The organism is Promicromonospora vindobonensis, from assembly GCF_042685865.1.
GTDB lineage: Bacteria > Actinomycetota > Actinomycetes > Actinomycetales > Cellulomonadaceae > Promicromonospora > Promicromonospora vindobonensis.
On the sequence record NZ_JBHUOG010000002.1, the window covers coordinates 2,675,556 to 2,697,081 of the forward strand.

20 protein-coding genes and 1 pseudogene are annotated in these 21,526 nt (G+C 70.2%); 10 read left to right on the forward strand and 11 right to left on the reverse strand.

The features are described 5' to 3' along the window. Positions 1 to 152: 152 nt before the first annotated feature. Both ACFS27_RS25210 and ACFS27_RS25215 read left to right on the forward strand, forming a co-directional pair. Positions 153 to 1,259 carry a N(5)-(carboxyethyl)ornithine synthase gene (locus ACFS27_RS25210; RefSeq protein WP_377191178.1) on the forward strand — a complete coding sequence of 369 codons (1,107 nt, stop codon included), beginning with the start codon at positions 153 to 155 and terminating at the stop codon, positions 1,257 to 1,259. A 113-nt stretch (positions 1,260 to 1,372) separates the two neighbouring features. Beyond that, positions 1,373 to 2,071, forward strand: a complete 699-nt coding sequence (locus tag ACFS27_RS25215) for a class I SAM-dependent DNA methyltransferase (RefSeq protein WP_377189236.1) — start codon at positions 1,373 to 1,375, stop codon at positions 2,069 to 2,071. Positions 2,072 to 2,115: 44 nt separating this feature from the next. Here ACFS27_RS25215 and ACFS27_RS25220 read toward each other — a convergent pair whose 3' ends face one another. Then, positions 2,116 to 2,994, reverse strand: a complete 879-nt coding sequence (locus ACFS27_RS25220; protein ID WP_377189239.1) for an SDR family oxidoreductase — start codon at positions 2,992 to 2,994, stop codon at positions 2,116 to 2,118. A 69-nt stretch (positions 2,995 to 3,063) separates the two neighbouring features. Here ACFS27_RS25220 and ACFS27_RS25225 point away from each other — a divergent pair, with 69 nt between their 5' ends. Then, positions 3,064 to 3,669: a TetR/AcrR family transcriptional regulator gene (locus ACFS27_RS25225; protein ID WP_377189242.1), complete on the forward strand. Its 606-nt coding sequence runs from the start codon at positions 3,064 to 3,066 to the stop codon at positions 3,667 to 3,669. A gap of 30 nt (positions 3,670 to 3,699) precedes the next feature. On the opposite strand, the gene ACFS27_RS25230 is transcribed toward ACFS27_RS25225, so the two are convergent. Beyond that, complete coding sequence (locus tag ACFS27_RS25230; RefSeq protein ID WP_377189245.1) at positions 3,700 to 4,191, reverse strand: SRPBCC family protein; 492 nt, start codon at positions 4,189 to 4,191, stop codon at positions 3,700 to 3,702. Beyond that, positions 4,188 to 4,889, reverse strand: coding sequence for a TetR/AcrR family transcriptional regulator (locus tag ACFS27_RS25235; protein WP_377189248.1), 702 nt, complete (start codon positions 4,887 to 4,889; stop codon positions 4,188 to 4,190). The genes ACFS27_RS25230 and ACFS27_RS25235 overlap by 4 nt, the downstream gene beginning before the upstream one ends. 86 nt (positions 4,890 to 4,975) lie before the next feature. On the opposite strand from ACFS27_RS25235, the gene ACFS27_RS25240 reads away from it, so the two are divergent. Beyond that, positions 4,976 to 5,830: an NAD(P)H-binding protein gene (locus ACFS27_RS25240; protein WP_377189251.1), complete on the forward strand. Its 855-nt coding sequence runs from the start codon at positions 4,976 to 4,978 to the stop codon at positions 5,828 to 5,830. Between the two features lie 25 nt (positions 5,831 to 5,855). On the opposite strand, the gene ACFS27_RS25245 is transcribed toward ACFS27_RS25240, so the two are convergent. From ACFS27_RS25245 to ACFS27_RS25265, 5 genes are all read right to left on the reverse strand, one after another. Then, the gene (locus tag ACFS27_RS25245) at positions 5,856 to 7,919 is read right to left on the reverse strand and encodes a SigE family RNA polymerase sigma factor (protein WP_377189254.1); all 2,064 of its coding nucleotides are present in this window, start codon (positions 7,917 to 7,919) and stop codon (positions 5,856 to 5,858) included. A 240-nt stretch (positions 7,920 to 8,159) separates the two neighbouring features. Continuing rightward, positions 8,160 to 9,245, reverse strand: coding sequence for a redox-regulated ATPase YchF (gene ychF, locus ACFS27_RS25250; protein ID WP_377189257.1), 1,086 nt, complete (start codon positions 9,243 to 9,245; stop codon positions 8,160 to 8,162). Between the two features lie 92 nt (positions 9,246 to 9,337). After that, positions 9,338 to 10,123: a DinB family protein gene (locus ACFS27_RS25255; RefSeq protein WP_377189260.1), complete on the reverse strand. Its 786-nt coding sequence runs from the start codon at positions 10,121 to 10,123 to the stop codon at positions 9,338 to 9,340. Positions 10,124 to 10,185: 62 nt separating this feature from the next. After that, positions 10,186 to 11,811, reverse strand: a complete 1,626-nt coding sequence (locus ACFS27_RS25260) for a hypothetical protein (RefSeq protein WP_377189263.1) — start codon at positions 11,809 to 11,811, stop codon at positions 10,186 to 10,188. Further along, positions 11,793 to 12,623, reverse strand: a complete 831-nt coding sequence (locus ACFS27_RS25265; protein ID WP_377189266.1) for an ABC transporter ATP-binding protein — start codon at positions 12,621 to 12,623, stop codon at positions 11,793 to 11,795. Before ACFS27_RS25265 ends, ACFS27_RS25260 begins: the two co-directional genes overlap by 19 nt. A gap of 173 nt (positions 12,624 to 12,796) precedes the next feature. On the opposite strand from ACFS27_RS25265, the gene ACFS27_RS25270 reads away from it, so the two are divergent. Then, positions 12,797 to 14,287 carry a DNA recombination protein RmuC gene (locus ACFS27_RS25270; RefSeq protein WP_377189269.1) on the forward strand — a complete coding sequence of 497 codons (1,491 nt, stop codon included), beginning with the start codon at positions 12,797 to 12,799 and terminating at the stop codon, positions 14,285 to 14,287. A 168-nt stretch (positions 14,288 to 14,455) separates the two neighbouring features. Here ACFS27_RS25270 and ACFS27_RS25275 read toward each other — a convergent pair whose 3' ends face one another. Beyond that, the gene (locus ACFS27_RS25275; protein WP_377189272.1) at positions 14,456 to 15,493 is read right to left on the reverse strand and encodes a 4-hydroxy-3-methylbut-2-enyl diphosphate reductase; all 1,038 of its coding nucleotides are present in this window, start codon (positions 15,491 to 15,493) and stop codon (positions 14,456 to 14,458) included. A gap of 63 nt (positions 15,494 to 15,556) precedes the next feature. Here ACFS27_RS25275 and xseA point away from each other — a divergent pair, with 63 nt between their 5' ends. Continuing rightward, positions 15,557 to 16,819: an exodeoxyribonuclease VII large subunit gene (gene xseA, locus ACFS27_RS25280; RefSeq protein WP_377189275.1), complete on the forward strand. Its 1,263-nt coding sequence runs from the start codon at positions 15,557 to 15,559 to the stop codon at positions 16,817 to 16,819. A gap of 91 nt (positions 16,820 to 16,910) precedes the next feature. On the opposite strand, the gene ACFS27_RS25285 is transcribed toward xseA, so the two are convergent. Beyond that, positions 16,911 to 17,873, reverse strand: a complete 963-nt coding sequence (locus tag ACFS27_RS25285; RefSeq protein WP_377189278.1) for a helix-turn-helix transcriptional regulator — start codon at positions 17,871 to 17,873, stop codon at positions 16,911 to 16,913. A gap of 63 nt (positions 17,874 to 17,936) precedes the next feature. On the opposite strand from ACFS27_RS25285, the pseudogene ACFS27_RS25290 reads away from it, so the two are divergent. The 4 genes and pseudogenes from ACFS27_RS25290 to ACFS27_RS25305 form a co-directional block, all read left to right on the forward strand. After that, positions 17,937 to 18,452, forward strand: a pseudogene (locus ACFS27_RS25290) (epoxide hydrolase family protein); the annotation flags it as partial. Between the two features lie 202 nt (positions 18,453 to 18,654). Next, positions 18,655 to 19,071 carry a hypothetical protein gene (locus ACFS27_RS25295; RefSeq protein WP_377191223.1) on the forward strand — a complete coding sequence of 139 codons (417 nt, stop codon included), beginning with the start codon at positions 18,655 to 18,657 and terminating at the stop codon, positions 19,069 to 19,071. A 40-nt stretch (positions 19,072 to 19,111) separates the two neighbouring features. Beyond that, positions 19,112 to 19,519, forward strand: a complete 408-nt coding sequence (locus ACFS27_RS25300; RefSeq protein ID WP_377189281.1) for a pyrophosphohydrolase domain-containing protein — start codon at positions 19,112 to 19,114, stop codon at positions 19,517 to 19,519. Between the two features lie 67 nt (positions 19,520 to 19,586). Next, positions 19,587 to 20,729: an epoxide hydrolase family protein gene (locus tag ACFS27_RS25305; protein ID WP_377189284.1), complete on the forward strand. Its 1,143-nt coding sequence runs from the start codon at positions 19,587 to 19,589 to the stop codon at positions 20,727 to 20,729. Between the two features lie 27 nt (positions 20,730 to 20,756). Here the strand turns inward: ACFS27_RS25305 and ACFS27_RS25310 are convergent, their stop codons facing one another. After that, positions 20,757 to 21,518 carry a class I SAM-dependent DNA methyltransferase gene (locus ACFS27_RS25310; RefSeq protein ID WP_377189287.1) on the reverse strand — a complete coding sequence of 254 codons (762 nt, stop codon included), beginning with the start codon at positions 21,516 to 21,518 and terminating at the stop codon, positions 20,757 to 20,759. Positions 21,519 to 21,526: the final 8 nt, after the last annotated feature.

Below are 21,526 nucleotides of genomic sequence, written 5' to 3' on the forward strand. Positions count from 1 at the left end.
CAGTCCAGGCAGGAGCTGACCCTGGTTCCCCGATGATGGGAATCCGGATGCCTGACGCCACTCACCCTTCCTTTGCTGCCCCGACCGTGTCGTCGGACGGCTCCTCGCCGAGCGACGACCTGCTCACCCTCGGGCTGCTCGCAGGCTCCTCGATGGAGAACGAGCGGCGGCTGCCGATCCACCCTCGCCACCTGGACCTGATCGACCCGGACCTGCGCGCACGGATGGTCGTCGAGCGCGGCTACGGCGCAGACTTCCGGCTGGAACCCGGTTACCTGGAGTCTCGTGTTGGCCGGGTCGCGGAACGCTCCGAGGTGCTCGAGTCCGCCGACGTGCTGCTGCTACCCAAACCGCAAGCGGTGGACGTGGCGGCAATTCCCGAGGGCCGCGTCCTGTGGGGGTGGCCGCACTGCGTGCAGGATGCCGGAATGACGCAGACGGCGATCGACCGCCGGCTCACGCTGATCGCCTTCGAGGCGATGAACCACTGGACCGGCCGGGGTGACTTCAGCCTGCACGTGTTCCACAAGAACAACGAGCTTGCCGGCTACTCCTCCGTGCTGCACGCCCTGAGCCTGGTCGGCTCGACCGGTGACTACGGACCACGGCTGAGCGCGGTGGTGATCGGCTTCGGCGCGACGGCGCGGGGCGCCGTGACCGCACTGAAGGCGCACGGAATCCATGACATCCAGGTCCTCACACAGCGTGGTGTCGCGGCGGTCGGCTCGCCGATCCACACCGCGCACATCACCCAGCTCAACACCGACGAGGGCGCGACCCACCTCAGCACGGTCCTCACACAGGCCGGCGACGTCCTGCTCCCCGACTTCCTGGCGTCGCACGACATCGTCGTCAACTGCACGCTCCAGGACGTCGCTGCGCCGTTGACCTACCTGAGGACCGAGGACCTGGAGCGTTTCACCTCGGGAAGCCTGATCATCGACGTGTCGTGCGACGAGGGGATGGGATTCGAGTGGGCGAGGCCCACCACGTTCGACGAGCCGATGTTCACGGTCGGCCAGGGGGTCGACTACTACGCCGTCGACCACAGCCCTTCGCACCTGTGGAACTCGGCGACCTGGGAGATCAGCGAGGCGCTCCTGCCGTTCCTTCGCACGGTCATGGAAGGACGAGCCGCGTGGGAGAAGGACCTCACCCTCTCGCGCGCGATCGAGATCGACGACGGAGTGATCAAGAACCCGAGCATCCTGAGCTTTCAGGACCGTGAGGCGGCCTACCCGCACACCCGGACCGCCTGACACCCGAGCCCACCCGGTCCAACGAGATCAAGCGCCGCCGCGAGGGTGCGACCAGGTCCGTGACCCCACCAACTCGCTCGACGGGGCCGGAGCAGGCCTGCAAGAGTTTCACCATGGAGAGCGAAAGCACGGAGCTGCCCTCGGCGAACGCCGCCTTCGACGCGAGCTTCGAGCACCTCGCGACGGTCCGCACCGACTACGACGCCAAGGCGCAGGCCTACGCCGCGTTCATCGGGGACGCGTTCACAGGCAGCCCCCTGAATCATGTGCTGATCCAGGCCTTCGCCGACCTGGTCCAGCAGGCCGGCGGCGGGACCGTGGCCGACGTCGGCTGCGGGCCAGGGCACGTGACCGCCTTCCTGCGAGACCGGGGCGTCGACGCCTTCGGCGTCGACCTCTCGCCCCAGCTGGTAGCGGCAGCCCGCGAAGCCAACCCGGGCACCCGGTTCGACGTCGGCGACATGGGCGCGCTCGACGTCGCGACAGGCAGCCTCGCTGGCGTGCTGGCGAACTACTCGATCATCCACACGCCGCCGGACGCGCTCCCCGCGATCCTCGGTGAGCTGAGCCGGGTCCTGGCGCCCGGCGGCCACCTCTTGCTGTCGTTCCAGGCATTGGCCGACGCCGAGGGAGCGGTTGAGGCCTTCGACCACAAGGTCTCCCCCGCCTGGCGGTACTCGGCCGGCCACGTCGTCAGCCTGCTCGGGCAGACCGGTGTCGACGAGGTCGCCCGCCTGACGATCTCGCCGCGCGAGGACCCGGTGCGTGGCTTCCCACAGGCGCACGTCCTGACGCGCAAGGCGCCCGCGTGAGGCCCGCGGCCCCCGACACGCCGATCGAGGCACGCTCCTCTGACTCATCGCCCGCTCCGGGAGCGCAACCGGCCGATGACTGTCCACACGATCATCCGCGCCATCCGCAGCGGCCCGTACCGCACGCCGGACACGAACGGGGCCTCGCCCCGGAGGGTCGTCTCGGCGCCCCCGTCCACGAAGAGAACCTGACCGGTGGTGAACGCGGCGTCCGGCGAGAGCAGCCAGGCGATGGCTGCGGCGACCGGCTCGACCGGGCCAGGCATCCCGAGGGGCTGCGGGAGGGCGTCCTGGAGCACGCGCACGTTCGTCGCGTCGGCGAGCATCGTCCGGCGGGCGGTCTCGGTCCCGACGATGCCCGGCGCGACGGCGTTGAGAAGGATGCCGGCGCCGGCCCAGTCGTCCCGCCCGGCGTTGCGCCGTAGCCACCGGTTCAGGGCGATCTTCGTCGATCGGTAGATGACGGTCCCGCGCCCGCGCGCGACCAGACGTTCGGCGATCGCCACGGCGCGGGGCTCGTCATCGGCGAGGCAGGCCTCGACCAGGTCGCCATCTCCGGCGGAGAGCGAGGATGCGGAGCTCACGACGACGGCTCGCGGATCGGACCCACGCGCCAGATCGTCGCGCAGTGCGCTGAGCAGTGCGACCGTACCGAAGTAGTTGAGGCCGACGGCGATGCGCCCGTCCGGGCTGCCCGCGACGAGCGCTACGCCGTCTATGCACGCCGGGGCGAGATCGCGGACCCGGTCGACGGCGGAGGCGCGGCCCTCAGGAGTCGTGAGGTCGGCGCGGACGTCGGCCGTCTCCGTGATGCCGCATCGGATGACGCGTGCGCCATCCCTCTCGAGTCGACCGGCGACGGCAGCACCGATCCCCGAGTCGGCGCCGGTGACCACATAGGTCCGGCCGGTGTGCTCTGGCATGGGCGTCTCCTCTTTGATGCACTAGTGCAGCACTACACTAGTGCATAACTTCCCCGCTATGCTCGACGAATGAGCGATCAGCCGGGGATCCGGGAACGCAAGCGGGCCGAGACGCGGAGCGCGGTCGTCCGCGCGGCGACACGGCTGTTCCTCGAGAGAGGGGTCACCGGGACATCGATCGACGACATCGCAGCCGGTGCGGGCATCGCGCGCCGCACGTTCTTCCTCCACTTCCCGTCGAAGGAGGACGTGCTCTTCCACTACCTGGAGGACCACATCGACCGTGCAGCGCGGGCGCTCGAGAGCCTGCCCTCCGGTGCCGACACCAGGCAGGGCGTACGAGCCGTGATGGCGGTGCTCGTCGAGCTCTTCGAGGACCCGAGTGCCGGCACGGACGAGCTCGCGGGCATCCGTGCCGAACTCATCACCGCGTCGCGCGGCCTGCCTGCCTCACTCGTCATTCGGCTGCAGAGAGCGCAGTCCGACCTGGTCGACGCTCTCCGCGAGCGGTTCCCGGACCCGGCCGGCTGGCAGCTGATGTCCGCGCACCTCGGAGCGTGCATGGGTGCTGCGGTCGCGGCGGCGCTCGCCGCCGAGCGGCCCGACCTGCGCGCCGGCGCGATCCGGGACGCCGTGGACCGCGCGAGCGCGGGCTTCGCGGTGCAACGCGCCTGACGATCGAAGCGGCGACCGACGACGGCGGCGTTAGTTCGCCCCTTCGCGGACGTCCTTCCCCAGCTCGGCGAACGCCTTGAAATCCTCCATGTGCTGCTGCGACTGCTTGTGGAAGGCGCCGGGCATGAGCAGCCCCATCAGCCGCATCAGCAGGTTGCTGAACCGGTATTCGCTCTCGCTCACCCAGAGCGTCGTCTCTGGATCGGCGTCGGTCAGCCGGTCGCGCACGACGCTCCACATGCCCGCGCCGACAGTCTCTCGGTCGAAATGAACGACGACCTCTTCGGGGATCGCGTGCAGGTCCGCCGGATCCCGGCGCGTGATCATCTCGGTGAGCTCGATCGTCCGCTTCCCCGACTGCATCACGACCCGCGACGTGGTTCCGAGGTGCCCGTGCACCCCCTTCACGGGCTCGTGCAGCACCATGCCTCGCAGCCACATCGGTAGGTGTGCCGGGTCGGCGAGCAGCTGGGCAACCTTCTCCCGCGGCAGGGCGATCTCGATCGAGTTGGTGTACTTCATGGCGCGCGTGTTCCCTCCAGCTGTCCCGCCGATCGACAGATCCCACCGAGAACGAACCTGGTTCGGCGGTCGTAGTCCGCCCTGGGTGGTCGGCCGCCGTACTTGAGCGCGAGCGCGTTGTCGAGGGTCAGCGCCTGAAAGTCGCCCGGCGTGAACCCGTGAACCAGGACGCCAGCGGCATGGCCTCCTGCGACCAGGTCGTCATGGAAGGCTCCCCCGACGTGACACAGGGCCATGAGCTGCTCGGAGTCCGGGAATTCCTGCAGCAGCACGTCGTTGACCGCCGGCAGCCGGTACTGGAGATCCCGAATCGCACCGACGTAGGAGCAGATTCGTTCTCGAACCTCAGCGACGGACCGTGCATCGTCGATGACGCCCCGCAGCTCTGCTGCGACGACGTCGTCAAGGACGGCGTCGATCAAGCCGATTCTTCCTCCGAGCCTGTTGAAGATGGTCGCCTTGCTCACGTGGGCGGCCGCGGCGACCTCCTCGAGCGGCGCGGAAAGGCCCCGCTCTCGGAACACCTTCACCGCAGCGACGCGGATGCGCTCGACATTACGGCGGGCATCCGTGCGGAGCGTCGGCGAGGACGGGGTACTCGTCACCACCGCCTCCTCCTTCGCTCGACAAGAGAACTTGACCATCCAGGTCAACTTCCCCCACGATAACACCCGACGGAAGTTGACCTCGGTGGTCAAGTTCCGCGTACCGGTTCCCTCCGCGCTGCCCGCACACTCTCCCGGCAGCGCAGGCCCTAGGGGTCGGCTCACGAAAGGACACCATCATGATCATCGTGACCGGAGCGACTGGCGCTCTCAACGGAGCTACGGTCGATCACCTCTTGAAGCAGGTGCCTCCAGCCCGCATCGGCGTCAGCGTCCGCGACCCCGAACGTGCGAAGCATCTGGCCGGCCGAGGGGTTCGCGTGCGCCAAGGGAGCTACGACGATCCCGTGGCTCTGCGCCATTCGTTCGCCGACGCCGATCAGGTGCTCCTCGTCTCCTCCAACGACGTCACTGCCGACGTCGTCACCCAGCACCGGACGGCGATCGATGCTGCGGTCGAGGCCGGGGCCCAACGGATCCTTTACACCAGCGCCCACGGGACGGGCTTCGACACTGCCTATCCGCCGCTCGCGATCCACGCGGCCACCGAGAACCACCTCGCCGCTTCAGGCGTCGCATGGACCGCGTTGCGCAACGGCTTCTACGGAGACCTCGGACAGCTGCTCGGCCCGTGGCAGACGACCGGAGTGATCGCCAAGCCCGCCGACGGTCCGTTCTTCTGGGTCGATCGGCGTGAGGCCGCTGAGGCTGCAGCGGCGATCCTCGTCGGCGACTCCCCGTTCGACGGTCCCGTCGATCTGACGCCGTCCTCGCCGGCCACCCTCGCGGACTTCGCCTCGGTGGCCTCCGAGCTCACCGGTCGCCATGTCGATCGCATCGTCGTCGACGACGAGAAGTGGGTTGCCGACGAGATGGAGAACGGCATTCCGGAGGCGGCCGCACGCTTCACCCTCTCGTGGTTCCAGGCGACACGGAGCGGCCATTTCGCACAGTCCGATCCCACGCTCTCCCGGCTCCTCGGACGGGAGCCGCGCGGCGTCGCTGATCAGCTGGCAGACCACCTCGCGAGCTGAGCCACCTGACCGGTCGGGCTACACGTCAGTCAGCGTCGAGCGTCGGGGTCACGGTGCCCTCGACGAGCCACGCTCGGGAGAACGTGGTTTGCGGGACGAAGCCCTCGCCCCAGGCGATGCGGTCGCCGGCGAGGTTTGCCCTCTCGGTGTCGCCCGGGAACTGGGCCAGGTCCGGTCCGTCGTGCCCGGAGGCCGACGGTGTGGCGCGGTACAGGTAGGCCGGCCCCGCCGGGTTCTCGTCGTCCGCGCTGTTCCACAGGAGCAGGCCGCCCGCGGCCTGCAGGCCGTTGACGCCCCTGTCACCGGCCCGCACGACGCTGTGCGTCCCGCCGCGCCGGTCGAAGACGAAGAGGGTGGTTTCTTGTTCGTCGGACACCGTCGTCCACGCCACGAGGTCGTCCGAGACGGCGACCTCCGAGATCCGGTCCGCCGAGCCGTGATCGATCGAGAGCAGCGCCGTGGTGCTGGCGAGGTTCCCGCCGGCCGGGCCGTCGAACAGCCAGATCGTCGTCGTGCGGGTTCCGCCGGGACCCGGTTCCAGCAGGGCGGCGACGACCTCGTCGTCGTCGGCCGCGAAAGCGGTGACGTGGTCCGCCAGCAACACCCCCGTCCCGGGGTCGTCGATCGGCGCGGTGAGCAGGCTGGGGTTGTCCTCCCCTCCGGCCGTCCACAGTGCGTGGTCGCGGGTGAGGGCGACCTCCCCTACGTACCCCTCGTAGGTGGCGAGCGTCCTCGGCTCCGTACCGGCCCGGAAGGTGCGTATCTGACTGGTGCGCGTGGCGCCCTCCCCACCGGTCGTCTCGCCCCACGTCACTCGGTCGCCCCGCGCGGCGACGTCGTACGGCACCAGCATCACGTCGTTGATCGTGTCGGTGGGGATCGACTCGGTCGGTCCGTCGCTCCGGTGGGCATCGGCCCTGACGAAGGCGCCCTCGACCGTGCCGGCAGGCCCGAACTCCGCTGCGGCGGCCCAGACGACCCCGTTCTCGGCGAGCCCGTCGAGCAACGGCATCTGCTTACCTCCGTCATCGGTCACGGGCACTCCTGTCTGCTCGTCGATACGCCCGGGCGTGACCATCTCGATGTCGACGTCGTAGCAGGTCAACGGGCGTGCGTCGGCGACATCTACCACCACGGATTCGTCCAGCGGGCCTATGTCCTCGCCCGGCTCGGGAGCCCGTGCCGAGATCGGCGCGGGCAGCGCCTCCGGACACGCGAGCGGCGTGCTGCCCGCCAGGTCCACCACCGCAGGCGGCCGAGGCTCCGGCCGCGGGGCAGGTCCGAACCCGTCGGTGGGACCCCCGTCCAGCAGCGGCGCGACCAAGTCCCCGCCCGGGACTACGACCGGCCCGATCCAGGGCAGCGGCACCGGCCCGCGCGTCACCACCCCGAGCACCAGGAGGACCGCTACGCACGCGGCCCCGACCGTCTGCCCTGCCCGGCGCCGGCGCAGCGCGGCCCGGCTCCGGTCGAGCACCGCCTGCTCGTCGTAGTCCACGGGTTCGATCGCCTCCGTCCCCGCGACGAGCAGGTCCCGCAGGCGGGCGAGCCCGCGTGAGTTGGCGCCCTTGACCGTGCCGACGGCGATCCCGAGCTCCCGGGCGACCTCTGCCTCGGGCAGGTCGAGCAGGTGCCGCAGCACCACGACCCGCCGCTGGTTGAGCGGCAGCTGCGCCAGGCCGCGGACCAGCTCGTCGCGCAGCACCACGTGGGAGGCATGGTCCGCTGTGGTCGCGACGGGGATCTTGTCGGCGCCGGGGAACAGCTCGCGGCGCCCGTGCCGCCAGCCGTCGATGCGCTGGTTGACCAGGATCTGGCGCGCGTAGGCGCGCTGCGTGCGTGGCTTGACCTTGGCCCAGGTGCGGTAGACCCGCTCGAACGTCGACTGGACCAGCTCCTCCGCCCGGTGCCGGTCCCCGCACAGCAGGTACGCCGTCCGGTGAAGGTACGGCCCGCACTCCCGCACAAACTCGGTGAACTCCGCGTCACGGGTCCGCGGCACCTCGACCAGCACGTCACGCCCCGCGCCGTCGTCCGCCAGCCTGCCCGCCCCGGACTCGCTCATGATCGCCCCACTCTCCCGCCTCATGCCATCCACTACGGAGAGCGTCAGCCAAAGGTTGCCCCGTTGTGCGACCACAGAGACCGTCGGGTCGTGGGTAGAGGGGTTGCCGCTTGGCTGGCAGCCCGAGATGCCGACGTCAGGTAACCGCTCCGCCAGCACCACCGGGACACGCTCCCATGGACCGCGGCCCAGCTGCTGAGTCCTGGGTTCCTGATTGGTCGTGATGACGTCGAGGGATCGAGCGGCGATAACCGCCGGTAGTGCTCAGACGTTAAATCTGAACTCGACCACGTCGCCGTCCTGCATGACGTAGTCCTTGCCCTCGATGCGAGCCTTCCCGGCGGCCTTCACCGCGGAGACCGAACCGGCCTCGACCAGGTCCCCGTAGGAGATGACCTCCGCCTTGATGAAGCCACGCTCGAAGTCGGTGTGGATCACGCCGGCGGCCTGCGGGGCGGTCCAGCCCTTGTGGATGGTCCAGGCGCGTGCCTCCTTCGGCCCTGCCGTGAGGTAGGTCTGCAGACCGAGCGTCTCGAAGCCGACCTTCGCGAGCTGGTCCAGACCGGACTCCGGCTGGCCCGACTCCGCGAGCATCTCGGCGGCCTCGTCCGGCTCGAGCTCCACGAGCTCGGACTCGAACTTCGCGTCCAGGAAGATCGCCTGGGCCGGCGCTATCACCTTGCGCAGCGCCTCCTGGGACGCGGTGTCCGCCAGGCCGGCGTCGTCGGTGTTGAAGACGTAGATGAACGGCTTGGCCGTCATGAGCTGCAGGCTCGCGATCTCCGCCAGGTCGAGACCGGCGTCCGCGGCGCCCTGGTACAGCGTCACGCCCTTGTCCAAGATCTCCTGCGCCTGCTTCGCGGCCGCGTACAGGACGGGGTCGCCGCGCTTGATCTTGACCTCCTTCTCCATCCTCGGCAGGGCCTTCTCGAGGGTCTGGAGGTCGGCGAGGATGAGCTCGGTGGAGATCGTCTCGATGTCGCCGAGGGCGTCGGACGAACCGTCCACCCGCACGACGTCGGGGTCGTCGAACACGCGGGTGACCTGGCAGATCGCGTCGGCCTCGCGGATGTTGGCGAGGAACTTGTTACCCAGGCCCTCACCCTCGGACGCACCCTTGACGATGCCGGCGATGTCCACGAACGACACCGTGGCCGGCAGGATCTTCTGGCTCCCGAAGATCTCGGCGAGCTTGTTCAGCCGCTCGTCGGGAAGCGAGACCACGCCCACGTTGGGCTCGATCGTCGCGAACGGGTAGTTCGCGGCGAGCACCTGGTTGCGGGTCAGAGCGTTGAAGAGGGTGGACTTGCCGACGTTGGGCAGGCCGACGATGCCGATAGTAAGAGCCACGTCGCGAAATTCTACGTGCCGAGCGCCAATCGCCGTGAGCCGGGTCGTGCTCGGCTCCGATGGGGACGCTCGCGCGGTCTGCTGACGCGGGCCTACCGTGCGTCGCTGCGGCGCTCCAGCTCGTCGAGATCCCGTTCGGCAAACCGGTGATGCTCCCACGACTCGTTGACGATCACGCCGAGGCAGCGCCATACCGGAAGGGTGCGTGTCTCCGGCTCCCACGGCGGCAGCCGACGTGCCGGCGCCTCGAACTCCGCCTGCGTGAGTGAGTCGTACTGCGCACGCACCTGGGCGATGCGGTCGGCGTAGGCCGCCTGCACCTCCTGGTACGACGGCGTGGCCGCGATGTCGACGCCGAGGGCGCCCACCTCGTCGTCATACTCGGAGAACGGGAGGCCGATCGGGCTGAACGCGCCGTCGAGGCCCTGGACCCCGTGGCGCAGCCAGCCGTCGATGGCCAACACCAGGTGTCGCATCGTCTGGGCGAGCGACCACTCGCCGTCGACCTGCTGGTCCACGGTTCCGGCGGGCATGTCCGCAACCCTGTCGAACAGGGCGGACCAGGTCCGCTGCGCCGCCTCGAACGACCCCCGCTGCTCCGCCAGAACCTCGGACCTGGCCAGCGCCCTCCCCGGATACTGGCGGTTCAGCTCGGCCTCGATCAGCGGCAACACCTCGATCCCGTTGACCTTGAGCCCGCCGATCGCCCCGTCGATATCCGCACCGGTCAGGTCGACGCCCCGCATCACGGCGCCCGGCAGGTACGACTGCTCGAACGCCGCACCTTCCAGGTCGGCAAAACGGAACCGGGCACCGGTCAGGTCCGCCGCGACGAACTCGGCGTGCTGCAGGTCGTCGTCGGCCGTGAAGCGAGTCATGACCCCAGGCTAGGTCGGGACACTGACACAACCGCTGACCAGGGACGACGCCACATCGAGCGTCACGGGAACGACTGCACCTGCTGGAGCAGCTCCGGCAGCCGCTTGTCGTACACGCGAGCACCGAACCGCACGGCCAGGACCAGGATCAGCGCGCCGTACAGGACTCCGACCACGACGGTGACCACGCCCCACAGCACGCTGCCCAGCACGATCGCGGTGATACCGACGGCGAGCACCGGCACCGACAGCCCCAGGGTGATCACGAACCCGATGCCCTGCGACACGAAGGTGGCCATCGCGGCGCCCTGCGGGGACTTCAGCGGGCTCTCGCCCGGCTTGGCGACCGGGTAGACGAGCCGCGCCGAGGCGGCGCAGGAGACACCGGTGCTGACCAGCAGCAGGCCGAACGCCAGGCCGAGCAGGGGCAGGGTCAGATGCCACGAGTCCGCCGCCCAGACCGACGCCACCACCGTCGCAGCGCTGACCAGTGGGCCCATCACCAGCATCGGGATCGCCCGGCCCCACCGGTCGGCACGCCCGTCGACGCCCGACGAGACGTGCAGGGCGAACGCCGTGTTGTCGTAGCCGATGTCGTTGGAGATGCTGAAGCCGAGGATCCAGGCCACGAAGGGGCCGGTCGCCAGGAGCATGAAGAAGCTACCGGTGCTCTGGCTCGTGAAGTACATGATGACGGGCAGCAGCGGGATGATCGCGATGGAGCCGGAGTAGCGCGGGTCGCGGAGCCAGTAGGTCGCGGTGCGGGCTGCCACTGCCCAGGTGGGCGAGAACGGCACCCGGCCGAACGGCCCGAGCCCCTTGGCCTTGCCTCCGTTACCGTCGCCGACGGGCGGGCGCTCCAGCGACCGGGCCAGCGCGCGGTCCCAGACCAGCCAGGCCAGCGCGATCGTGGCGAGGGCGACGGCGAGGCGCCCGGCCAGGCCTGCCCAGTCACCGGCGTGCGCGGCGCCCCCGAGCGACCAGGCAGCACCGAACGGCGTCCAGCCGACAACGCTCGCCACCTGCTGGAACAGCGGCAGGAGCTGCGCGCCCGTGCTGACGTCTCCGCCGCCCGTCGCCTCTGCCCCCACCGAAACCTCGACGCCGTTCGCGAGCCAGCCGACGAACGGACCGATCATCACGACGAGCACCAGCGCCACGATCGTCACCACCTCGCGGTACCGCCGGGACTCCAGCACGGGAGCGAGCAGCGTGGTGAGGGCCCGGGAACCGAGGACGCACGTGGCGACCCCGAGCACCGCACCGACGAGCGACACGAGAAGCACCCCCGGCTCCAGCACCCATGCGAACGAGACGCCGAGCGCGAGAAGCACCGTGGCGATGCCGGGCACCGAGACCAGACCGGCCACGGCGAGCCCCGCGAGCAAGGTGCGCCGGGGGATCGCAAACGTCGAGAACCGGTGCGGGTCGAGGGTCGCGTCCACGCCGAAGGCGAAGATCGGGATCAGCCACCAGCCCACGACGGTGAGGACGCCGCCGAGGGTGATCGCCACCGCTGCCCAGGCCGGGTCCCCGGCGACGCCCACGAAGATCATGGCGGCCACGAGCATGCCCACGGTGCCGAGGGCGTACAGGACCGCGACGATCATGCCGATGGTCTGCCAGACGCTCCGGCGGAACGTGTTGCCCATCAGCGTGAGCTTGAGGGTCAGGAACCGCGCAACCATGAGAGCCCTTCCGAGTGCTGGCGGCCGCCGACGAGGTCGACGAACCGGTCTTCCAGGCTCTGCTCGCCTCGCACCTCGTCGATCGTGCCCGCAGCGAGCACCTGGCCCGCCGCCATCACCGCGACGTGGTCGCACATGCGCTGCACCAGGTCCATGACGTGGCTGGAGACGATCACGGTGCCGCCACCCGCCACGTAGCTCTTGAGGATGTCGCGGATGTTCGCGGCGCTCACCGGGTCGACCGCCTCGAACGGCTCGTCCAGCACGAGGGTGCGGGGTGCGTGGATCATGGCGCTGCCCAGCGCGATCTTCTTGGTCATGCCCGCCGAGTAGTCCACAACGAACGTGTCCGCATCCGCGACCAGGTCGAAGGCCTGCAGGAGGTCGTCCGTACGGTCCACCACGGTGGCCCGGTCCATCCCGCGCAGCATGCCCGCGTACGTGAGGAGCTGTCGTCCGGTCAGGCGGTCGAACAGGCGCACGCCGTCGGGCAGCACGCCCAGCGTGGCCTTGGCCTCGTCGGGCCGGGACCACAGGTCCACGCCGTGCACCCAGGACGTACCGAAGTCCGGCCGCAGCAGCCCAGTCGCCATCGAGAGCATCGTGGTCTTGCCTGCCCCGTTCGGACCGACCAGGCCGTAGAACGAGCCGGCGGGAACATCGAGGTTCACGCCGGACACTGCGATCTTCTGCCCGAACCGCTTCCAGAGACCGCGCACGCTGAGCGCGGCCGACGGGTCGTACGGGGGCGGCTCCTGGGTCCCTTGGTTCCCGGGGCTGCCCGGCGGGATCGGGTCGACTGGGGTCGTCATGGCACCCAACGTAGTCGCGCCGTCCGACACCGCGGATCCGCCACGTGGATGAGCCCGGGTGATAGTGCGTCCCCCTACGGACGGATATCCCGCCCTGCGCCGAACCAGGCGATTTCGAACGTGCGGGGTGTCGTCGTCACCGAGTGTCAGTGGGGCGTGGCAGCCTGTCGCACATGGACATCGTCGCAACGATTCTGCTGGCCCTCGGCGCTCTCGTCGTCGGCGTGCTGCTGGGATGGCTCGGCCACGCACAGCGCGTTGCGCCCGCGCTCCGCGAGACCGACCTGGAGGCGGTGCGGCTGCGCACCCAGGCAGAGTCTGCCGCGCAGCAGATCGCCGCCGCGCAGGCACGGGCGGACGAGCAGATCGCCGCGGCACGGGAGCGCGCAGGCGAGCAGATCGCCGCCGCGCGTACCGAGCAGGAGGTCGCACGCCGCCAGTTCCAGGCGCTCGCCGGCGACGCGCTCGACGCCAACAGCAAGCGTTTCCTCGAGCTCGCGGAGGAGCGGCTCAAGCGCTCCGCGTCGGACGGTGAGCAGGCGCTCGCCAAGCGCGAGGAGGCCGTGAAGTCGCTGGTGGACCCCCTGACCAAGGCCGTGGAGCTGGTACGCACCGAGGTGCTGCAGGCGGAGAAGGCCCGCATCGAGGGCCAGGGCGCGCTCGTGGAGCAGATGCGCAACGTCGCCGAGGTGTCGACCGACCTGCGCAACGGCACTGCGGACCTGGTCACGGCGCTGCGCTCGTCGCAGACACGCGGCGCGTGGGGCGAGCTGCAGCTGCGCAAGGTCGTGGAGTCGGCGGGCATGATCAACCGCGTCGACTTCACCGAGCAGGCGCAGGTCACCACGGACGACGGCACGCTCCGCCCGGACATGGTCGTCAACCTCGCGGGTGGCAAGCGTGTGGTCGTCGACTCCAAGGTCGCGTTCCTCGGCTTCCTCGAGGCGCAGCAGTCCGACGACGTCGCGTACCGCGAGCAGCGCCTCGACGCCCACGTGCGGCACATGCGCAAGCACGTGGACGACCTGGCCGGCAAGAAGTACTGGAACCAGTTCGAGCCCGCGCCGGAGTTCGTCGTCATGTTCGTGCCTGCGGAGGCGTTCCTCTCCGCGGCGCTGGAGCGCGCACCGGAGCTGCTGGAGTACGCGGCGCAGAAGAACGTCATCATCGCGACGCCCACCACGATGCTCGCCCTGCTGCGCACGGTCGCGTACGCCTGGCGGCAGGAGGCACTGGCGGAGAACGCGCAGAAGGTGCTCACGGTCGGCAAGGAGCTGTACGCGCGTCTGGTCACCATGACCGGCCACGTCACCCGGACCGGCCGTGCGCTGGAGTCCGCTACGAAGAGCTACAACCAGATGATCGGCTCGCTGGAACGCAACGTGCTCACGTCGGCCCGCCGGATGGTGGAGCTCGACGTGGTCGACGCGAGGGACGCGATCGACGAGGTCAGGGGCATCGAAGAGGTGCCGCGCCCCATCACCAAGCCCGAGCTGCTGGCCGCGGAGGAGGGCGGCGTCGTCGCGATCGACCGCGCACAGGACAACGACGGCGTGCTGGTCCAGCAGCTGGAGGTCACCGAGCTCGCGGTGAGCGACAAGCGCGCCCTGGAAGCGGTCGAGCAGACCGAGAGCGGCGCGGAGAACGGCGCGGCGGCCGGCTGAGCCCGGCCCGTAGCCCGGCGGCACGGGCCGCGGGCCGCGGGCCGCGGGCCGACCGGATGTTCGGATGTTCGGTAAAAAGTCAGGTGATCGGCAACTCGAGTTGCCGATCACCTGACTTTCTACCGAACGTCCGGTCCCGACGGTCCGGCCCTGCCCAGCGGCCCAGCCTCAGGCCTGCGGGAGCTCCTTACGCGCCTCGCGGCGCGGACGCTTGGGCTCCTCGCCGGCGGCCTTGAGCCCGGCGCGCAGCTCGCGCGGCAAGGAGAACATGAGGTCCTCCGTTGCGGTCCGGACCTCGTCGACGGTGCCGAAGCCGTGGTCGGCGAGGTGCGCAAGGACGTCCTCGACCAGGATCTCCGGCACCGAGGCGCCCGAGGTCACGCCCACCGTGGTGACGCCCTCGAGCCACTCGTCCCTGATCTCGGTCTTGCGGTCCACGCGGTAGGAGGCGGTCGCGCCCGCCTGGAGCGCCACCTCGACCAGCCGCACGGAGTTGGACGAGTTGGCCGAGCCCACCACGATGACGAGGTCGCAGTCCGGCGCCAGCTTCTTCACCGCCACCTGGCGGTTCTGCGTGGCGTAGCAGATGTCGTCGCTGGGCGGGTCCTGCAGCGTCGGGAACTTCTGGCGCAGCCGCCGCACGGTCTCCATGGTCTCGTCCACCGAGAGTGTGGTCTGCGAGATCCACACGACCTTCTCGGGGTCACGCACCACTACCTGGTCCACGTCGTCGGGCGAGTTCACGACCTGCACGTGCTCGGGCGCCTCGCCGGCCGTGCCCTCGACCTCCTCGTGACCGGTGTGCCCGATCAGCAGGATGTCGTAGTCGTCCTTCGCGAACCGCACCGCTTCCTTGTGCACCTTGGTGACCAGGGGGCAGGTCGCGTCAATGGTGTCGAGGCTGCGGGCGACGGCCGAGGCGCGCACGGCAGGCGACACGCCGTGCGCCGAGAACACGAGCCGGCCGCCCTCCGGCACCTCGTCGGTCTCGTTGACGAAGATGGCACCACGCTCACGCAGCGTCTCCACCACGTGCTTGTTGTGCACGATCTCCTTGCGCACATAGACAGGTGTGCCGTACGTCTCCAGTGCCTTCTCGACGGCGATGACGGCGCGGTCCACGCCCGCGCAATAACCACGGGGCGCAGCCAGCAGGACGCGCTTGGTCTGGGTCTCAGCAGGACGCTCAGGGCTCGTGACACTCACACCTGCAGTCTAGGGGCGGCGTGCGGAGGGCTTGTGTCGGTGGTGGGTGGCAGGGTTGGACACGTGACGGAACCAACCCAGCGGCACCTCCCCACCGAGCTCCCCCGGAAAGCACTCGACACCACCCCCACCAGCCCCTGGCCGGTTCGTGTGCTCTCGGAGAAGATCAAGGGCTACATCGACAAGATGCCGCCGGTCTGGGTCGAGGGGCAGGTGGTGCAGTTCAACCAGCGCCCAGGCTCCGGCATGCAGTGGCTGACGCTCCGCGACACCGAGGCGGACGCCTCCCTGCCCGTCACCGTCTTCTCACGCGTCCTCAGCACGCTCGCGCAGCCACCGAGCGAGGGTGACCACGTGGTGGTGCACGCCAAGCCCGTGTTCTGGACCAAGCGCGGCACGCTCCAGATGCAGGCCAACGAGATCAAGGCGGTCGGCGTCGGCGAGCTGCTCGCCCGGATCGAGGCTCTGAAGAAGGTCCTCGCTGCCGAGGGCCTGTTCGACCTCACCCGCAAGCGAAAGCTCCCGTTCCTACCCGCCGTGGTGGGGCTCGTGTGCGGTCGCGAGTCCAAGGCCGAGCACGACGTCGTGGTGAACGCCCGTGCCCGCTGGCCCCAGGTGCGGTTCGAGATCCGCGAGGTCGCCGTGCAGGGCGTCAACGCCGTGCGCGAGGTGTCGGCGGCCATCGCAGAGCTCGACCAGGACCCCAGCGTCGACGTCATCGTCGTCGCGCGTGGCGGCGGCTCCGTCGAGGACCTGCTGCCCTTCAGCAACGAGTCGCTGGTGCGTGCGGTCGCACAGGCCCGCACCCCCCTGGTCAGCGCCATCGGCCACGAGACGGACGCGCCGCTGCTGGACCTCGTCGCCGACTACCGCGCCTCCACGCCCACCGACGCCGCCAAGCGGATCGTGCCCGACGTCTCCGAGGAACGCCTGCGCCTCACCCAGGCCCGCGGCCGCATGCGCGGAGCGGTCACGGCGATGCTCGACCGCGAGCAGCACGGGCTCGACGGCGTCCGCTCGCGCCCGGTGCTCGCCGTCCCGCACACGATGCTGGAGTCCCGTGAGCGTGACATCGTCCAGGCGCTCCGCCACAGCCGCAATGCGCTGAACGCGCTGCTGCTGCGCGCGAGCGGCGAGGTCGGGCGGCTCGGCGCCCAGGTCCGGGCGCTCTCCCCCGCATCGACGCTGGAGCGCGGCTACGCCGTCGTGCAGCGTGCGGACGGCCACGTGGTGCGGCGGCCCGGCGACGTCGAGGTCGGCGCGGGTGTACACGTGCGCCTCGCGGAGGGTGCGCTGGACGCCGAGGTCACCGCGGCCATCCCATAGGCCACCACGCCAGGGCCGGCGACGGTGACCGGGCGGACGTACTCGCCCGCGAGTCAGCTCGATCCGGCCGAGCCGCCGCGGCGCGCGGGCCTCACGTCGCGGAGGCACCCCGCGCCGCACGGCGGAACCGTGTCGCGAGGCGATCGAACGCCCTCGCGAGCTCGTCGCCCTCGATCACCTCGATGTCGGCGCCGAGCTGTGCCATCCACAGCGCTATCCGGTTCGGGTCGTCGGAACCCAGCTCGACGCGGCACGTGGACTCGTCGACCACCTCGATGTCGACGGGGACGAAGATCTTCGCGGCGACCTCGGCGGCGGGAGCGTGCACGAGCACCCGGGCGCGGTACGTCGAGGCCCCCTTGCTGACCCGTCCGACGACGTACTCGACGACCTTGTCCTCCGGGATCACGCGCGGCCGGAACCGCGCACCTGTCGGTGGGTGCGCGACCATGCGGTCGACACGGAAGACTCGCCAGTCGTCACGGTCGAGATCCCACGCGAGCAGGTACCAGAGCGGCCTCCAGCTCACCAGCCGTTGCGGTTCGGTGTGCCGCGCCGCTTCGCTGCCCCCGGGCTTCGTGTACCCGAACCGGAGCCGTTCATGGCCGCGGATCGCGGCGGCGACCGAGCCGAGAACCGAAAGATCGAGCGGCGGTTCGGCCCCTGAGACGGCGCTGGTCGCCTCGCGCACCGTCTCGACGCGCCGACGCAGGCGCGAGGGCAGCACCTGCTCGAGCTTCGCGAGCGCCGTGAGCGAGGTCTCCTCGACGCCGAGCCCTCGGGTCGCGACCGCACCCAGCCCGACCGCGACGGCGACGGCCTCGTCGTCGTCGAGCAGCAGCGGGGGCATCGCTGTCCCTGCGACCAGCCGGTAGCCGCCCGTCACGCCGGGGCGCGCGTCCACGGGGTAGCCGAGCGACCGCAGCTTGCTGATGTCGGCGCGAACGGTCCTCGTGCTCACCTCGAGCCGGCCGGCGAGCTCTGAGCTCGTCCAGTCACGCTTGAGCTGGAGCAACGACAGCAGCTCGAGAAGGCGAGCCGAGGTCTCCAACATGTTCTCGATCATTCCAGCAATTGCGGAAGCCAACCTGCCGCATTACCCGGGAACGTGGACGTCATGAACGAGCACAACGCCCTCACACCGTTCCGCATCAACATCCCGCAGGCCGACGTCGACGACCTGCGCGACCGGCTGGCGCACACGCGCTGGCCGATCCCCGTGCCGGGCCGAGAGGACCCCACCGACTTCGGCCGCGGTGTCCCGCTGGGCTACCTGAAAGAGCTCGCCGGGTACTGGCGCGACGGCTTCGACTGGCGCGCACAGGAGGCGCGGCTCAACGAGCACGAACACCTCACGACGGTCGTCGACGGCCAGACGTTCCACGTCGTCCACGCTCGATCGGCGAACCCGGAGGCCACCCCGCTGATCCTGAACAACGGTTGGCCGGGCTCGTTCGTCGAGTACCAGCGACTCGTCCCGCTGCTGACCGACGAGTTCCACGTCGTCATCCCGTCGCTGCCCGGCCTCGGGTTCTCCACCCCGTTGTCAGGAACGGGCTGGGAACTGGCCCGGACGGCGGACGCCTATGCCGAGATCATGACGCGTCTGGGCTACGAGCGGTTCGCGGCCCACGGCACGGACATCGGTGCGGGCACCACCGGGCGCCTCGCGGCGGTCTTCCCGGAGCGGGTCATCGGCACTCACCTCGGCAGCGACCGCGGGTGGCTCGGGTTGGTCGGCGACAAGTTCCCCCACCCCGACGGTCTGTCCGACGACGAGGTCGCCCAGATCGAGGCGCTGCACACCGAGCGCGGCCGAGCGCGGATATATCGGGATGCACAACCACCGGCCCGACACGATCGGCGCGGCACTCACCGACTCGCCGGTCGGTCAGCTCGCGTGGATCGCCGAGAAGTTCAAGCGCAGGACCACCGGCGGCTACCGAGCGCCGGACGTCGACCGCGACCAGCTCCTCACGAACGTCAGCCTGTACTGGTTCACCCGCAGCGGCGCGTCGATCGCGCAGTTCTACTACGAGTCCGAGCACTCCGGAGCCGGCATGTCCATGACCCCGGGGGTGCCCTCCGGATGGGCCGTGTTCGACACCCATCCGCTCATGCGCCGAGCGATGGACCCGTGGAGGGCGATCGGCCACTGGAGCGAGTTCACCGAGGGCGGCCACTTCCCCGCGATGGAGGAGCCGAAGCTGCTCGCGGACGACCTCCGCACCTTCTTCCGCAGCATCTCCTGACTCCGTGCAGGGCCGGCGGGGCGCCCCATAGGGTCGGTGGATGGATCATGAGCCGATGCGGCGCGTCGCCGAGTTCCGCACGATGTTCGACGGTGTGACCGGAGCGGACCGACCAGAGCTGCCGGAGCAGCGCCGGACGCTGCTGACCGAGGAGGCGGAAGAGGCCGCCGAGGCACTCACGGACCTGGCGGCGGCCTTGCGCGCCGGCGACGACCCGGTCAGTGCCTACCGGGCGGTCGCCAAGGAGCTGGCTGACGTGCTCTACGTCACCTACGGGGCCGCGGACGCACTGGGGATCGACCTGCCAGCGGTCTTCGTCGAGGTCCACCGGTCGAACATGAGCAAGATCTCCGCTGACGGCGGCGTCGAGCGCCGAGCCGACGGCAAGGTTCTCAAGGGCCCTGGTTACCAGCCGCCGGTCCTCGACGGCCTCGTCGAGTGGCCATGAAGAGATTCTCAGCGACGGCGGCAATAGAGGCCAGAACCTGTCCGCTTCCCCTGACAGTGTGAGTCTCATGACCGAGCACACCGCACTCATGCCGTTCCGCATCAACATCCCGCAGGCCGACGTCGACGACCTGCGCGACCGGCTCGCCCGCACCCGGCGGCCGCTCCCGGTACCCGGCCGGGACGACCGCACGGACTTCAGCCGCGGGATCCCGCAGGCCTACCTGACGGAGCTCGCCGAGTACTGGCGCGACGGCTTCGACTGGCGCGCGCAGGAGGCGAGGCTCAACGAGGACGAGCAGCTCACGACGGTGGTCGACGGCCAGACGTTCCATGTCGTGCACGTGCGCTCGGCCAACCCCGAGGCCACCCCGATCATCCTGAGCCACGGCTGGCCAGGTTCGTTCGTCGAGTACCAGCGACTCGTCCCGCTGCTGACCGACGAGTTCCACGTCGTCATCCCGTCACTGCCCGGCTTCGGGTTCTCCACCCCGCTGTCGGGAACCGGTTGGGAGGTGGCGCGCACGACCGAGGCATACGCCGAGATCATGACGCGTCTCGGGTACGAACGGTTCGCGGCGCACGGCACCGACATCGGCGCCGGCACCACCGGCCGGCTCGCCGCGCTCCACCCCGAGCGCGTCATCGGCACCCACGTCGGCAGCGACGGCCGGATGCTCGGCATGGTGGGCGACAAGTTCCCGTACCCCGAAGGGCTGTCCGAGGACGAGGTAGCCCAGATCGAGAAGATCCGCGCCGAGGACACCGCCGAACGCGGCTACTTCGAGATGCAGAACCACCGTCCCGACACGATCGGCGCCGCCCTGACCGACTCGCCCGTCGGCCAGCTCGCGTGGATCGCGGAGAAGTTCCAGACCTGGACGAACCGCGCGCACCAGACCCCCGGCGAGGCCGTCGACCGCGACCAGCTGCTCACCAACGTGAGCCTGTACTGGTTCACCCGCAGCGGTGCGTCGAGCGCCCAGTTCTACTACGAGTCCGAGCACGCGGGCCTCGACTGGGCCGGGTCAGCGGACGTGCCGGCCGCGTGGGCGGTGTTCGACACGCACCCCCTCATGCGCCGCGTGATGGACCCGTGGAACGCGACCAGCCACTGGAGCGAGTTCACCGAGGGCGGCCACTTCCCCGCGATGGAGGAGCCCGAGCTGCTGGCGAACGACATCCGCGCGTTCTTCCGCGACCTCACCTGACCCGGCCGGTGCCGTGCCCGACCTCGCTCAGCGCCGGCGGGCCACGAACACCCACTCCAGCCCAGGCCGATCGGGCGCGTCCAGCACCTCGTCGACCTCGAACCCCGCGGTGCGCAGCGACGCCTCGATCTCGTCCCGCTCGCGAAACCGCAGCGTCGAGACCGAGGTAACCACGTCGCCGTCGGGCAGCATGCCGGGCGGGAAGCGGTAGGACCCCTGGAAGGTGACGTAGGGAAGCGCGACCTCCAGGAGGTCGTTCCACATCTCGACCGGTCCGACGCCCGGGATGTCGCGGCGGATCGACCTGTGCTCGCGGGTCCACCCGAGCCAGGCCTGCCGCTGCGGCACCCGGGTCTCGAAGACGAGGCGGCCCCCGGGACGGAGCGCGTCGCGCACCGCCGCGAGCGCCTCCGCCCAGTCGGCGTCCGTGGTGAACACCTGGGCGACGTTGCCGGTCATGGTCGCCAGGTCCGCGGCGAGGCCGAGCCCGGCGACGACTTCGGCCCCGCCCTCGATCCAGGTGACGCTTCCGCCGCCGGCCGGGGTGACGGGCTTGGCCCGGGCGACCTCGAGCGACGCGGCGGCGGGATCGACACCCGTGACGTGCAGGCCGCGCCCGGCCAGCTGGAGGGCGAGCACCCCGGTCCCGCAGCCGACGTCGAGCACCGTGCGTGCGCCGAAGCGTTCGGCGAGCCCGACGTACAGGTCGAGGTCGCCGCGGTCGTCGTCGAAGGCGTCGTAGAGCCGCGCCAGGCGGGGGTCGACGAAGATCGGGTCGGGTGTGGTCATGGCAACAT

Coding starts and splice junctions, on each gene's coding strand:
- ACFS27_RS25210 (WP_377191178.1), top strand. CDS start 153: ATGGAGAACGAGCGGCGGCTGCCGATCCACCCTCGCCACCTGGACCTG.
- ACFS27_RS25215 (WP_377189236.1), top strand. CDS start 1,373: ATGGAGAGCGAAAGCACGGAGCTGCCCTCGGCGAACGCCGCCTTCGAC.
- ACFS27_RS25220 (WP_377189239.1), bottom strand. CDS start 2,994: ATGCCAGAGCACACCGGCCGGACCTATGTGGTCACCGGCGCCGACTCG.
- ACFS27_RS25225 (WP_377189242.1), top strand. CDS start 3,064: ATGAGCGATCAGCCGGGGATCCGGGAACGCAAGCGGGCCGAGACGCGG.
- ACFS27_RS25230 (WP_377189245.1), bottom strand. CDS start 4,191: ATGAAGTACACCAACTCGATCGAGATCGCCCTGCCGCGGGAGAAGGTT.
- ACFS27_RS25240 (WP_377189251.1), top strand. CDS start 4,976: ATGATCATCGTGACCGGAGCGACTGGCGCTCTCAACGGAGCTACGGTC.
- ACFS27_RS25245 (WP_377189254.1), bottom strand. CDS start 7,919: ATGAGGCGGGAGAGTGGGGCGATCATGAGCGAGTCCGGGGCGGGCAGG.
- ACFS27_RS25255 (WP_377189260.1), bottom strand. CDS start 10,123: ATGACTCGCTTCACGGCCGACGACGACCTGCAGCACGCCGAGTTCGTC.
- ACFS27_RS25260 (WP_377189263.1), bottom strand. CDS start 11,811: ATGGTTGCGCGGTTCCTGACCCTCAAGCTCACGCTGATGGGCAACACG.
- ACFS27_RS25265 (WP_377189266.1), bottom strand. CDS start 12,623: ATGACGACCCCAGTCGACCCGATCCCGCCGGGCAGCCCCGGGAACCAA.
- ACFS27_RS25270 (WP_377189269.1), top strand. CDS start 12,797: ATGGACATCGTCGCAACGATTCTGCTGGCCCTCGGCGCTCTCGTCGTC.
- ACFS27_RS25285 (WP_377189278.1), bottom strand. CDS start 17,873: ATGTTGGAGACCTCGGCTCGCCTTCTCGAGCTGCTGTCGTTGCTCCAG.
- ACFS27_RS25295 (WP_377191223.1), top strand. CDS start 18,655: ATGCACAACCACCGGCCCGACACGATCGGCGCGGCACTCACCGACTCG.
- ACFS27_RS25300 (WP_377189281.1), top strand. CDS start 19,112: ATGGATCATGAGCCGATGCGGCGCGTCGCCGAGTTCCGCACGATGTTC.
- ACFS27_RS25305 (WP_377189284.1), top strand. CDS start 19,587: ATGACCGAGCACACCGCACTCATGCCGTTCCGCATCAACATCCCGCAG.
- ACFS27_RS25310 (WP_377189287.1), bottom strand. CDS start 21,518: ATGACCACACCCGACCCGATCTTCGTCGACCCCCGCCTGGCGCGGCTC.